At 61.3% G+C, this 12,724-nt stretch carries 13 protein-coding genes; 10 read left to right on the forward strand and 3 right to left on the reverse strand.

All coding sequences use genetic code 11. The features are described 5' to 3' along the window. Nucleotides 1–10: 10 nt before the first annotated feature. Complete coding sequence (locus BTUS_RS13245; protein WP_013076581.1) at nucleotides 11–1,588, reverse strand: acyl-CoA synthetase; 1,578 nt, start codon at nucleotides 1,586–1,588, stop codon at nucleotides 11–13. A 245-nt stretch (nucleotides 1,589–1,833) separates the two neighbouring features. On the opposite strand from BTUS_RS13245, the gene BTUS_RS13255 reads away from it, so the two are divergent. After that, nucleotides 1,834–2,271 carry a globin domain-containing protein gene (locus BTUS_RS13255; protein ID WP_013076582.1) on the forward strand — a complete coding sequence of 146 codons (438 nt, stop codon included), beginning with the start codon at nucleotides 1,834–1,836 and terminating at the stop codon, nucleotides 2,269–2,271. A 28-nt stretch (nucleotides 2,272–2,299) separates the two neighbouring features. Here BTUS_RS13255 and BTUS_RS13260 read toward each other — a convergent pair whose 3' ends face one another. Further along, nucleotides 2,300–3,217 (reverse strand): AEC family transporter, encoded by a 918-nt coding sequence (locus BTUS_RS13260; RefSeq protein ID WP_013076583.1) that lies wholly within the window; start codon nucleotides 3,215–3,217, stop codon nucleotides 2,300–2,302. A gap of 134 nt (nucleotides 3,218–3,351) precedes the next feature. Here BTUS_RS13260 and BTUS_RS13265 point away from each other — a divergent pair, with 134 nt between their 5' ends. Both BTUS_RS13265 and BTUS_RS13270 read left to right on the forward strand, forming a co-directional pair. Then, a complete protein-coding gene (locus tag BTUS_RS13265) occupies nucleotides 3,352–4,023 on the forward strand; it encodes an HAD family hydrolase (protein WP_013076584.1) in 672 nt (223 codons plus the stop codon). Nucleotides 4,024–4,086: 63 nt separating this feature from the next. After that, entirely contained in the window at nucleotides 4,087–4,722 is a 636-nt protein-coding gene (locus tag BTUS_RS13270; RefSeq protein ID WP_013076585.1) for an RraA family protein, read from the forward strand. A 95-nt stretch (nucleotides 4,723–4,817) separates the two neighbouring features. On the opposite strand, the gene tkt is transcribed toward BTUS_RS13270, so the two are convergent. Next, nucleotides 4,818–6,842: a transketolase gene (gene tkt / locus BTUS_RS13275; RefSeq protein WP_013076586.1), complete on the reverse strand. Its 2,025-nt coding sequence runs from the start codon at nucleotides 6,840–6,842 to the stop codon at nucleotides 4,818–4,820. 211 nt (nucleotides 6,843–7,053) lie between these two features. On the opposite strand from tkt, the gene BTUS_RS13280 reads away from it, so the two are divergent. The 7 genes from BTUS_RS13280 to BTUS_RS13310 all read left to right on the forward strand — a co-directional run bounded on the left by BTUS_RS13280 (nucleotide 7,054) and on the right by BTUS_RS13310 (nucleotide 12,721). Next, nucleotides 7,054–7,515 (forward strand): cytochrome c maturation protein CcmE, encoded by a 462-nt coding sequence (locus BTUS_RS13280; protein WP_013076587.1) that lies wholly within the window; start codon nucleotides 7,054–7,056, stop codon nucleotides 7,513–7,515. A gap of 15 nt (nucleotides 7,516–7,530) precedes the next feature. Further along, on the forward strand, nucleotides 7,531–9,519 hold the full coding sequence (locus BTUS_RS13285; RefSeq protein WP_013076588.1) for a heme lyase CcmF/NrfE family subunit: 1,989 nt from the start codon (nucleotides 7,531–7,533) through the stop codon (nucleotides 9,517–9,519). 2 nt (nucleotides 9,520–9,521) lie between these two features. After that, on the forward strand, nucleotides 9,522–9,920 hold the full coding sequence (locus tag BTUS_RS17035; protein WP_052300638.1) for a cytochrome c-type biogenesis protein: 399 nt from the start codon (nucleotides 9,522–9,524) through the stop codon (nucleotides 9,918–9,920). Between the two features lie 4 nt (nucleotides 9,921–9,924). Then, a complete protein-coding gene (locus BTUS_RS13295) occupies nucleotides 9,925–10,350 on the forward strand; it encodes a hypothetical protein (protein ID WP_013076590.1) in 426 nt (141 codons plus the stop codon). A 25-nt stretch (nucleotides 10,351–10,375) separates the two neighbouring features. Further along, nucleotides 10,376–11,272 carry a hypothetical protein gene (locus BTUS_RS18505; RefSeq protein WP_013076591.1) on the forward strand — a complete coding sequence of 299 codons (897 nt, stop codon included), beginning with the start codon at nucleotides 10,376–10,378 and terminating at the stop codon, nucleotides 11,270–11,272. Continuing rightward, nucleotides 11,265–11,909: an ABC transporter ATP-binding protein gene (locus tag BTUS_RS13305; RefSeq protein ID WP_013076592.1), complete on the forward strand. Its 645-nt coding sequence runs from the start codon at nucleotides 11,265–11,267 to the stop codon at nucleotides 11,907–11,909. The genes BTUS_RS18505 and BTUS_RS13305 overlap by 8 nt, the downstream gene beginning before the upstream one ends. A gap of 149 nt (nucleotides 11,910–12,058) precedes the next feature. Next, the gene (locus tag BTUS_RS13310; protein WP_013076593.1) at nucleotides 12,059–12,721 is read left to right on the forward strand and encodes a heme exporter protein CcmB; all 663 of its coding nucleotides are present in this window, start codon (nucleotides 12,059–12,061) and stop codon (nucleotides 12,719–12,721) included. The last annotated feature ends 3 nt before the right edge of the window (nucleotides 12,722–12,724 follow it).

The following is a 12,724-nucleotide window of genomic DNA, read 5'->3' on the forward strand; positions in this document are numbered from 1 at the left end:
GTCCACAGGATCAGGATACCGGCCGCTCGCCGAGGTGTTGATAGACATCCCGCAATTGCCGCTTCAAAATCTTCCCGCTGGGGTTTTTCGGCAATGCCTCGGTGATCACGACGAATTTCGGCACCTTGAATCCCGCCAGGCGTTCCCGACAGAAGGCGATCAGCTCCTCTTCCGTGAGCCGGGATCCGGCCTTCGGGACCACCACGGCTGTGACCGCCTCAATCCAATACGGATGGGGCACCCCGATCACCGCGACCTCCGCGACCCCCGGGTGTTGATAGATCGCTTCTTCCACTTCCCGGCTGGCGACATTCTCCCCACCGGTTTTGATCATGTCCTTTTTGCGGTCCACCACGGTGAAATATCCGTCTTCGTCCATCACGCCGAGGTCGCCGCTGTGAAACCACCCGTCCTCAAAAGCTGCGGCGGTCTTTTCCGGATCATTGTAATACCCGATCATGGCGTGCGGCGTGCGGTGGACGATCTCTCCCACCGTCCCCGGAGGCACTTCCCGGCCCTCGTCGTCCACGATCTTGCTCTCGACGTTGATGCACGGCTTCCCAGCCGCCCCGGGTTTGCGAAGCTGATCCTCCGGGCGCAGGATCATCGCCAGGGGCGCCACCTCAGTCTGGCCGTAGGCGTTCCAGAACCGCGCACCCGGCAACCTGCGGGTGAGTTCCTTCAGGACCTCCACCGGCATAATCGCCGCGCCGTAGTAACATTTTTGCAAAGAGGACAGATCGTACTCGTCGAACCTCGGATGCCGCAAAAGAGAAATCCACACCGTCGGCGGGCAAAACAGCTGGGTCACCCGCTCCCGGCTGACCGTTTCCATCACCAACTCCGGCGCCGCGCCCTCGACGATCACCCCCCAGGCTCCCAGGTAAATCTGCGGACCCAGCAGCACGTGGAATTGGGCACTGTGAAAGAGGGGCAGGGCGTGGATGATCCGATCTTCCGCCGTCAGCTCACCGTCGATAATGCCGCTCACGTACTCGGCAATCAGGCTGCGGTGGGTGAGCATGGCCCCTTTTGGCCGGGACTCGGTGCCGCTGGTGTACAGGATGTTCACCACATCCCCATCGTCGATGTCCACATCGGGCTCCGTCTCCGGCTGGCCGGCAGACCAGTCGGCCACAGACCGCCACGGACCCCTGGATTCCGGAGTATCCACCAGCCCCCGGTACCGAACGAAGTCCAGCCCTTCCACCGCCTTTTCCGCAGTTTCTAACAGGTCCGGAGCGACAAAAAATCCCGCCGATTGGCTATGCTCGAGAATATATCGAACTTCTTCGGCACCCAGCATAAAATTGATAGGGACAAACACCGCCCCGGCCCGAGCCACGGCAAACCACACCACGGCAAAATCGAGGCAGTTTTTCGAAAGCATGGCGATCCGATCACCCTTCTCGACCCCGGCGGCCAAAAGTCCGTTGGCCAAACGGTTGACCCGCTCGTCCAACTCCCGGTAAGTGACCTCTTCGTCTTTCCATTTGAGCGCCGGTTTGTCCGGGTGACGCAGGCGACTCCGGCGAAGGGTATCCCCGATGGTGTGGCGCCTCGCACGACGTACCCACGTGTCTGTCACAGTCCGTCACACTCCTTCTCACCGTCGTGATCGTGCTTCAACCAACCATTCGTTTTACACACTACCAATATACCAAACGGAACGCCGTTTCGAAATCATAAAAAAAGAAACGTCGACAGCGTAATCGTGGGAATCGTCGGGAAGTGCCGGATCTACTCCGGAATCTGATACAATGTAAATCGGATCGTCCATCCCGATGCAAAACCGGGTATCTCCAGGCAATCCCTCGAGAGGAGGCATATGCGATGTTACAGCCCTTCGCCCCGGATCAAACGCCCTATGAGTTGATCGGAGGCGCCGAGACCGTTCAGCGTCTTGTAAACGCTTTTTATAAACGGGTCGGGCAACACCCGGACCTAAAGCCCATTTTCCCGGAAGACCTCACCCCCGTGGCCCGGAGGCAGTATAAATTTCTCACGCAATTTTTCGGCGGTCCCCCCTTGTATTCCCAAGAATACGGCCCGCCCATGCTCCGGGCCCGCCATATGCCTCACCCCATCACCCCGAAACGGGCCAAGGCGTGGTTGTCATGCATGGCCGAAGCCCTGGAAGAGGCGGGAATTGAGGAACCTATGCGCGGTTTTTTGTTCCAGCGGCTCACCATGACCGCCCACCACATGATCAACACTCCGGACGATGAGGATTCGGCCGACACAGCGTCGACTGGCCCCGAGCGACCATAAGTGGGGTGTGTCAACAGGCCGGATCCGCTTAAAGGCTCCGGCCGATCACCACAAAAACAGGGAGTAATACAAAGCTGGCGGCGGTGGTGACGGCCACCGTCTTCGCCACCAATTCTCGGTCGCCCCCGAACTGCTCCACCAAAACTGCGGTGTTCACCGCCGCCGGCATGCTGGCCTCCACGAAGAGCACCGACGCCAGCGGCCCATCAATGTGCAGTATCCACAAACAAAAAAAAGCAACTGCCGGGGCGCCGACCAGGCGGATCAGAATGGCCATCCACAACTCTTTCCCCCCGATCCCCCGCCAGTTCGCCCGACCCAACTGCACCCCGAGGATCAACAGCACCACGGCGGGGTAGGCGTTCCCGAGCAGGTGAAGAGCTTCATTCACACCTTTGGGCCACCCCAAGCCGAGAAAAGCCACAGCGCCGCCCACCACCGTCGCGTACAACACCGGCATGCGGAACACCGCCTGCCAGGTCCCCTTTCCGCCGGCGGTCGCCCGGCTGGCCAGATAAATCCCCAAGGTGTACATGAGCAGAATCTGCCCCACCACATAAACCGCCGCCCGGGAAAACCCCGCGGTGCCATAAGCGAGAAGCACCACCGGCAATCCGTAGTTGTTTGAATTCCCAAAAACACTCGTCATCGACAGCGCCGATCGCCCTGCCCGCCCTAATCCAAGCCACCGCCCCGCCCCCTCTCCCACCAACCACATCAATCCGGTGTTCAAGAGAGTGAACGCGGCGATCGCCCCGATCTCCCCGCCGCCCCCCGACCCTTCCGGGAGGGCGAACAACACCAGGCTCGGTGCCAAAAGATACAGACTGACTTCCGCCAAGGACCGGGTATCCAAACGCCGGCATCGATCCAACCACGCCCCGCCCAGTACTGCCAAGAGAATCGGAAGGGACACCTCCACCATGGTACTGAGGTAACCTGACATTCAAGCCAACTCCTCCGCCTTCATTGCCCGGTCCGTCGCGCCTCCCGCAGGCAAACCGTGGTATGATGTGAATAATGGGATTAACTTCGACCATACGGGTAAATCGCCGCGGCGTCAACCGAGGAGGTTTGGCTGTGAAACTTTTGATCTGGGATATCGATGGGACCTTAACCTACACCCCGGGGGTGGGACGCAGGGCCATGGAGGTGGCTTTCGAAGAAAAATTTGGGATCCAGAACGCCTTGGAGGGAATCGACATGGCCGGTGGACTGGATGTGGAGATCGTCCGGCAGGCCTTTGACCGCCACGGGATCCCCCAAAAGCAGAGAGGGGAGTATTTTGCCCATTATGTGCAGGTGCTGGACCGCATGTTGGCCGCCCCCCACCCCGGGGGGCCGACGCCGGGAATCGTCGAAGCGCTGGACAGCCTCTCAGGGCGCCAGGATGTCGTGCAGGTCTTGGGGACGGGCAACATCGAAGCCGGGGCCTGGATTAAACTGAGGCGGCACGGACTGGACGGATATTTTCGCACCGGAGGGTTCGGAGATGAGCCGGTGCCCAGGTGGAAGGTCATCCGGGCGGCCATCGACCGCGCCCGGGATCACCACCGTCTGGGCAGCCTGCGCGCCGATAACATCTATGTCATCGGCGATACGCCCCGGGACATTGAGGCTGGGCGCCGCCTCGGCGTGCAGACGGTCTCGGTGGCCACCGGCCCCTTCACGGCGGAGCAGCTGGCGGCTCATCGGCCGGATCACTTGTTGCCCAGTTTTGAAACACCTTGGCAGCAGGTCTTTTTTGGGTGAAATCGAGGCCACATCGACGCAAAGGAGGCGAAGCCGCCCGATCCGGGATCGGGCGGACCGTGCATGAATTCATCTGACTTGGATTCCCTTATCTCCCAGTTCGCCGAATTGCCGACGACCTGTATCTCCGACGCTTTGGCGGGACTCACCAACCTCGACCCCGCCATCAAGCCGCTAAAGAAAAAATGGACGGTCTGCGGCCGGGCGTATCCGGTGAGACTCCGGGCTGCGGACAACCTGAAGCTCTTGCAGGGCATTCGGGACGCCCAACCGGGCGATGTGCTCATCGCCGATGCCAAGGGGTTTCTGTATAACGCCGTCGCCGGAGATTTTGTCATCGGCCTCATGAAAACCCTGGGCCTCGCCGGGTTTGTGGTGGACGGCGCCGTTCGGGACGTCTCGGGCATTAAAGAACTTGATTTTCCCGTGTTCTGCCGGGGTGCCACCGTGGCCGCCGGGAGCAAATCGGGGGCGGGGGAGGCCGGGGTGCCCATCTCCTGCGCCGGTGTCACCGTGCACCCCGGGGATATCGTCGTGGGAGACGTGGACGGTGTGGTCATCGTCCCCGCCGATCAAGCGGAAGAGGTTCTCACCAAGGCCAGGGAGAAACTTGAAAAAGACCGGGAAAGGGAAGAGGGCATCCTCGGCAACCCCGATGCCGCCCGGGCCTATCTCGACCGGGTGCTGGGGCGGGCCTGAGGAGCACGGGGAAACCGCGGGACGCGCGGGGATTCCGTCCAGCCGGACAACACGCCACTCGGTCCCGTCCCCCAACCCGCTCCCCGCCCGGCGGACTACCCTTCCACCACTTCCCGCACCACTTGGCAGACCCGGTCAACCGTAAAGCCGAACTCCTGTTGCACTCGCCCTCCCGGAGCGCTGGCGCCAAAGTGATCGATCCCGATCACCCGGCCCCGGTCGCCGACATATCGGTCCCAGCCCATCGGATGGGCCATTTCCACCGCAACCCGGGCTTTGATCGCCGGGGGCAGGATGGTGTCTTTGTATCCGGCGGGCTGGCGGTCAAACAACTCCCGGCAGGGCATGCTCACCACCCGGACGGGAATCCCGTCGGCGGCGAGTCTTTTTTTTGCATCCATCGCCAAGCTCACCTCAGACCCGGTGGCGATGATGATCGCCTTTGGATTCTCGGCGTCGGCGAGGACATACCCGCCCCGGGCCACCCCCTCGGAGGCGAGCCGGGCGGTCTCGGCCAACACCGGCAACTTCTGCCGGGTCAACACCAAGGCCGCCGGCCCCTCGGGCCGGGCCAATACATCCCGCCAAGCGGCCACCGTCTCATTGGCGTCCGCCGGCCGGTACACCCGCAGGCCGGGAATCAGCCGCAGGGCCGGGATCTGCTCGATGGGCTGATGGGTCGGCCCATCCTCTCCCACGGCGATGGAATCATGGGTGAACACGTAGACCACGGGTTGCTCCATCAGTGCCGCCAACCGGATCGCCGGCCGCATGTAATCCGAAAACACCAGGAACGTGCCCCCGTATACTCGAAGACCTCCGTGCAGGGCCATCCCATTGAGCGCTGCCCCCATGGCGTGCTCCCGCACCCCGAACCAGAGATTCCTTCCATCGTACCGGTCGGGTTGAAAAGCCCCTTCCCCCTCAATCGCCGTTTCATTTGACGACGCAAGATCCGCGGACCCTCCGAGAAAAGTGGGGATCCTCCGGGCCAAAGCTTGAATCGCCTTGCCCGAGGCCTGCCGGGTCGCCAGCGGACCCTCTTCTGGCCGAAACACCGGAAGATCCCGATCCCAACCTTCGGGCAGATCCCCGGCCAGGACCTTCTCCAACACCCGGGCCAGTTCGGGATACGCCCTGCGGTACTCATCCATTCTTTCCAGCCACCGCCGCTGGGCCTCCGCCCCCTTCTCCTTCACCCTGGCAAAATACTCCCGGACTTCCCCGGGCACCCAGAATTCGGCGTCCTCAGGCCAGCCGTAGGCCTGTTTCGCCCCTGTGACCTCTTGGGTTCCCAAGGGCGACCCGTGGGCTTTGGCCGAGCCCGCCTTGCCCGGACTGCCGTAGCCGATGGTGGTCTTCACCTCGATCAAACTGGGACGGCCATCCTCCTCCCGGGCTCGGGCGATGGCCTGGGCCACCTGCACCAAATCATTCCCGTCCGCCACCCGAAGGACCTGCCACCCATAGGCCGCAAAGCGTCCCCTTACATCCTCGGTGAAGGCGAGGCTCGTCTCCCCGTCCAGGGAGATGTCATTGGAGTCGTACAGGACGATCAATTTTCCGAGCTTGAGGTGTCCGGCCAACGAGGCGGCCTCCGCCGACACCCCTTCCATCAGATCTCCATCTCCGCAAAGCACATAGGTGTAGTGGTCTACCACCTCATGCCCGGGACGGTTAAACCGCGCTGCCAAGAATCGCTCGGCCATGGCCATGCCCACGGCGGTCGCCAGACCCTGGCCCAAGGGCCCGGTGGTCATCTCCACCCCGGGGGTGGCGCCGTACTCCGGGTGCCCAGGCGTTCGACTGCCCCATTGTCGAAACTGTTTCAGATCCTCTAACGTGAGATCATAGCCCGAAAGATGCAACAGGCTGTATAATAGCATCGATCCGTGTCCGGCCGAAAGTACAAACCGGTCCCGGTCGGGCCACCTGGGATCATCCGGGTTGTGACGCAAAAAACGCGTCCACAGAACAAAGGCCATCGGCGCAGCGCCCATGGGCATGCCGGGATGACCGGAGTTGGCCCTCTCTATGGCATCGATGGCCAGGGTGCGAATGGTGTTGACAGCCAGTTGTTCGATTCCATGCGCCTTCGGTTCATTTCCTTTTGCGTGCACCGGCGGACCCTCCCGTTTGCTTCTCTTGAAGCATTGTACCACGACCCGGCCGGGGATTCCCGCCGCAGACGAGAACAGCCCTGAGCCTAGGGACAACAACCGACAATTCGGTGAAGATGGGTGAAGATCCCCTGCGGACATGGTACGATGAGTACAATGTAATTCTTACGTTAAACATCATCTTCCCGGCCAAGGCAAGGAGGTTTGCGATATGTCCACCCGCACCAAAGCCGTGGCGGCACTGATCGTTGTTCTCGCGGTCATCGGAGGGCTGATCTGGGTTGGAGTAACCCGGGCGGCCAGCTACTACCTGACCGTCGACGAAGCGGCGGCGAAAGGCCAGGCACTGATCGGTCGCTCTCTCAAAGTGAGCGGCAACATCGCACCGGACAGCGTCCAGTGGAATCCGGATACTCTCACCTTGGCGTTTCGTATTCAAGGTACAGATCCGAGCCACACCATGCCCGTTTTGTATCACGGCGTGAAGCCTTCAGATTTCTCCAACGGCTGGCCCGTGGTCGCCGAGGGCAAACTGGGTTCTGACGGAGTCCTCCACGCCGATCAACTGCTGGTGAAGTGCCCGTCTAAATATGAAGCGCAGCAGCCGGGACAGCCTGGGAGCCCATCTTCGGGATCCGCAGGGCAGCAGCCGGCCGGAAGCTCCGCGCAGTGAAGGGCGGCCGCATCCATGGGCGAACTCGGTCGCTGGTCATTACTTCTGTCCGCCGTCGTCCTGTTGTATATGATCGTCGCCAGTGCCTACGGGGCTTGGAAAGGGAATCGACGCTGGATCGAGAGCGGCCGGCGCGCCGCCGTGGCCGCTGCGGGCCTGGCCAGTCTCGCCTCCCTGTCCCTGATTGGACTGTTGGTCACCGGCGATTTTCGTTATGAATACGTGGCGGATTACACCAGTCGGGATCTGGGAATTCTGTACCGGATTTCAGCCTTTTGGGGGGGCAATCAGGGATCGCTCTTGCTGTGGCTCTGGGTGCTCTCCCTGTACACCGTCGTGGTTACCTTTGCCCGTTCGGAAGGGCACGAGCATTTTCAGCCTTACGTGACTGCTGCTCTCGGTGTTGTGTCCCTCTTTTTCAGCGCGGTGCTCAACACCGTCGCCCAGCCCTTTCAACTCCTGCCGTTCACCAGTGTCGACGGTGCCGGGCTCAACCCGTTGCTGCAGAACCCGGGTATGACGATCCACCCGCTGACCTTGTACCTCGGTTACATCGGCTTTTCCGTGCCCTTCGCCTACGGGATGGCCGCGGTGTTCACCGGCCGGGCCGATGCGGCTTGGCTGCGGGTCACGCGCCGCTGGAGTTTGGTGGCCTGGCTGTTCCTCAGCATGGGAATCCTGTACGGGGCTCGGTGGGCTTACGAAGTTCTCGGCTGGGGCGGCTATTGGAGTTGGGACCCGGTGGAAAATGCCTCGTTGCTCCCTTGGTTGACGGCCACGGCGTTCATTCATTCCAGTATCGTCCAGGAGCGCAAGGGCACTCTGAAAATCTGGAATGTGGCCTTGGTGATCCTGACCTTCTCTTTAACCATTTTCGGGACGTTTCTGACTCGAAGCGGAATTTTCTGGTCGGTCCACGCCTTTTCCAACGGACCGCTCGGCGCGATATTTCTCACCTTCGTCGCCTTTGTGCTCGTGGCGGCTTTCGGGCTCTTGGCGTGGCGGTGGCCACTGCTAAAATCCACAGCCGCTCCCATCGCTCCGGTGTCGAAGGAAAGTAGTTTTGTGTTGAACAACGTCCTGTTTGTCTCCTTGACGTTCGCCGTGTTATGGGGCACCGTATTCCCGGTGATCAGCCAGGGGTTGATCGGCCGGCAGATGGTGGTCGGACCGCCCTTCTTCAACACCGTGGCCGCACCGTTGGCGGTTGCCCTGGTGCTGCTGATGGGCATCGGCACCGTGGTGGCGTGGCGCCATTCCACGGTGCGCCGGGTGGCGGCCAGCCTGGTGACGCCTTTCTTCCTGACTTTGCCCGCCCTGGCGGTCTTCATCGCCCTCGGGATTCGAGAAGGCGCGGTGCTCGCTGCTCTTGGGAGTATCGTATTTGTCGGCGCCATTACCGTTAGGGAGTTCACCTCTGGGACCGCGGCGCGGATGCGGCTCACCGGCGAAAGTGCCCCGAGGGCGTTGGTGCGCCTGGTGGGGCAGCAACGCAGGCGTTATGGCGGTTACCTGGTGCACTTGGCGGTTTTATTGATCGTACTGGGTATCGTGGTTTCGGGCTCCTACAGTGAGCAGAAACAGGTGGTCATGAAGCCCGGGGATATGGTGACCATCGGGCCGTACCAGCTCACCCTCCTTGGCTCGGCCACCCGGGACGAACCGGGGCGGGCGGTGGTTTACAGTCAGCTCTTGGTGCAAAAAAACGACCAATCCCTGGGTATTCTGCAACCCGAGGACTGGTATTTTCTAAACGGCTCCCAGCCCGCGCCCCAGGTGGCCATCCGCAGTACGCCCATCGATGACCTGTACGTGGTCATGGCCGGGATGGACGCCACCCAAGGCAAGGTGCTGTTTGAAATTCATCGCAACCCCATGCTGAGTTGGATCTGGTACGGGGGATATCTCTTGGTCGCCGGGACGCTGATCAGTCTGTGGCCGGTGAGGTCTGCGTTTCAGGAAGCGGGACGGGTGGAGATGCCCGGGGCGGAGGTTCGGCCGTGAGCATGTTCCAACGGATCACCACGGTCGCGGCTTTGCTTTTGACCCTGTACCTGTCCGCTCCGGTTCATGCCGCTGGGCAGACCGTGACGTGGCAAGACGTGCTCAATATCGCCTCCCAGTACCATCCGCCCGGCTGTCCCCCGAGCCTCACCGGGGCCACATGCCAAGAGAGGCAGGCCTATGACCTCCGAATCGAGATTTTCCGCCTTCTTGAGCAGGGAAAGACCCCGGCCGAAATTCGGCAGATTCTCATATCCGAATACGGAAACGACATTTTGGCCGCACCGCCCGTCCGGGGAGTGGGAGCCCTGGTGTGGGCAGTGCCCGCCATTGTGATCATCCTGGGCCTCGGCATTTTCATTCTGATTGTGCGCGGGCGCCGGCCGCCCGTCGGGGGGTGATGATGTGACAATTCTCATTCCCGCCGTTCTGATTGTAGCTGTACTGGCTCTCGTCGTATCACCCTTCCGCACGCGGGCCCCAGAGGCGGGGGGCAGCCGTCCGACCGCCGATGAAACGTTGGAACGCGAAGAAATGCTTCTCGCTGAGCGCCTGGATGTGGAGTACGACTACCAGATGGGCAAACTGACCTACGAAGAATACCGGCGGTTGACGGATCTGTGGGAAGCGGATATTCGGAAACTCGATGAAGACCACGGCAATACCGGGTTTCTCCGCCGGCTGGAGCAGGAACTGCAGGACCGAATCCAGGCACTTGATGCCCGGGAAGGACGTTCGCCAAGTCGGACACCCGGGGGAAAGGAGGGAAGCGACGTTGATCGACCGATGGATTCCACCATTGCAAATCCTCCTCAGGCAAAGACGCCCTGAAGCGCGGTCCGGGCGATGGCGCCCATTGAACCCGGTCCTGAGCGCGGCGGCGGGGTGGATTGCTGCGGCGGGGTTCATCGGGGGGATTGTTGTCGCCCAGCCCACCGTTCAAGCGGCCAACAACCCGGTGCACATCCGGGCCGAAGAGGTGGTGGCCGTCCCCGTCGGCAACCAGTTGAAAGTGTTCGATTCCTTTACCCTTGATGCCCCGACCGGAACCCCGGTCACGCTCCATCTGCCCCGGGGACACAGCGACGTCCAAGTCGCCACGGATACTGTTGCGTCTTACATCAAGACCCCGGAGGGGGTCTCCTGGCCCGGTGGCCTGCCGGCAGGCGTTCAGTCTTTGGCGATCACCTATGCCCTGCCCTTTGACAACGGCAAGGGGGACATCGAATTTTCCCAGCCTTATAACGTTGATACTCTGTCTCTTCTCATCCCTCAAGGACGGGCGGCACTGATCGCCCAGGGGCTCTACCCCGTCACCCAGGTGGTGGACTTGCAAGGGATGAAGTTTCGCCGTTTCACAAAACCGGATCTTCCTGCCGGCGTCCCCTGGACCGCCAGCATTCAGGCCATCCCCCAGGCAGGGGAAGTCACCCCGGGAAGTATTGCGGTGCCGCCCGGTCTGCCGGTGATCGGAGCCGGCTACAAGTACACCGAATTTAAAGCACTGATCAATCTCTTGTTGGTGGTGTTTGTGGTCATCCTCGGGGTGGTCGGACTGCGCCGAAGACAGGAGCGTCTCACCGGCCGCCTTTCGGAAATGCATCGTCAACTGGTGGACCAGTGGGCGAGTCTGGAAATCGACCGCAGGCGCGGGGCAGTGCCCGAGGAGGAGTACCGACGCAGGAGGGGAAATCTTTTACGCCGCCTCTTGGCCATCGAACGCCAGAAACGGAGCATGGGGCACAGTGATTGAACTTCGTCGGGCTTCGATCATTCGTAACGGCCGCATCCTTTTGTATCCCGTCAACCTGACCCTTGAATCCGGCGTTCTGGCGACGGTGACAGGCCCGAACGGTGCGGGAAAAACGACGCTCCTTCGCCTGATGTCGGGACTTTGGCGTCCCAGCGAAGGGGAGGTCCTGTTGGACGGGGAGAGTCCTTCGGCTCGGCATCGGGGACAGATCGGGTTGGTTCTTCAGGAATCGATGTTGTACGGAGGACTCACCGTCCGGGAGAACCTCCGTTTTTTCGGACGCCTGTACCGGGTGAGCGATCTTGAGAATCGCATCCACGATTTGGCAAATGAACTTCGTTTTGAACGGCGATTGAATGATCCCGTGTCTGTCTTGTCAAAAGGATACACCCAACGGGTGACCCTGGCCCGGGCCCTTCTCCCCAAACCCCGGCTGCTCCTTTTGGACGAGCCCTTTGATGGCCTCGATCCGAGCGTGCGGGGATTGGTCAAGGAAGTATTGGCCCTCAGGGTAGCGGAAGGCGCCACGGCGGTGGTGGTCACCCATGACCTGAAACTCACGCCCCACGCAGATGTCCAAATTCAGTTGAATCGGGGACGGGTGGCGGTCGTTTCTCCCGGGAACAAGGTTTCATGAGATCGAGGCCGATGATCCGGGCTCTGCACCCGTGCTCATGGCCGGCACGCCGGATGCGGCGATTAAAGGCTTTTCCGACCTGGGAACTACCGTGAACCGCGTAGGTCAGGTCGGCCCCGGGGAAACGGATCGAAGGAGGCGGGACACCTTTGTGGACCGCAATTTGGGCCATTGTGAGAAAGGATGTCACCCTGGAGTACCGACGGAGGTGGCTGCTCGCCTCCGCGATTCTGTTCGGTTTTTTATTCGTGGTGGTCCTGGGCATTGCCTATAACGGCAAGCCCTTGCCCACAGACGCCGCGGCGGGAGCACTTTGGATGGTCCTCCTGTTCTCCTGCGTCACCATCTTGCTGCGGACCAGCTCCTTCGAGGAAGAGCGCAAGTCCTGGTACGCCCTGCTCATGGCACCGGTGGACCGAAGTGCGATTTTTTATGGTAAGCTGGTGGCAAACACCTTGTTTCTATTTTTGGTCGAGCTGGCGGTAACGCCATCTTTTTGGCTCATCTTGGGCGTGCCCGCTCCGAACTCTTGGGTTCCGCTGCTGGCGGGGCTAGTGGCCGGAGCATTGGGCCTGGCGGCGGTGGGGACGTTTTTGCTTTTTCTGACATCCGCCAGCGAAGGGCGGGAGATCTTGTTCCCGGTCTCCATGATCCCGCTCACCATTCCCCTTCTTTTGGCGGTCACGCGACTGACCGCCGGGGCTTGGGGCGGAGGCGGCGATTTGTTCGTGTGGTACGCGATCGCCGGGGGATACTTGGTTTTGTTTGGGCTTTTACCCTGGTTGTTATTCGAGCTCCTGGTGGAGGTGTGACGG

Origin of the sequence: Kyrpidia tusciae DSM 2912, assembly GCF_000092905.1 — a bacterium.
Lineage (GTDB): Bacteria > Bacillota > Bacilli > Kyrpidiales > Kyrpidiaceae > Kyrpidia > Kyrpidia tusciae.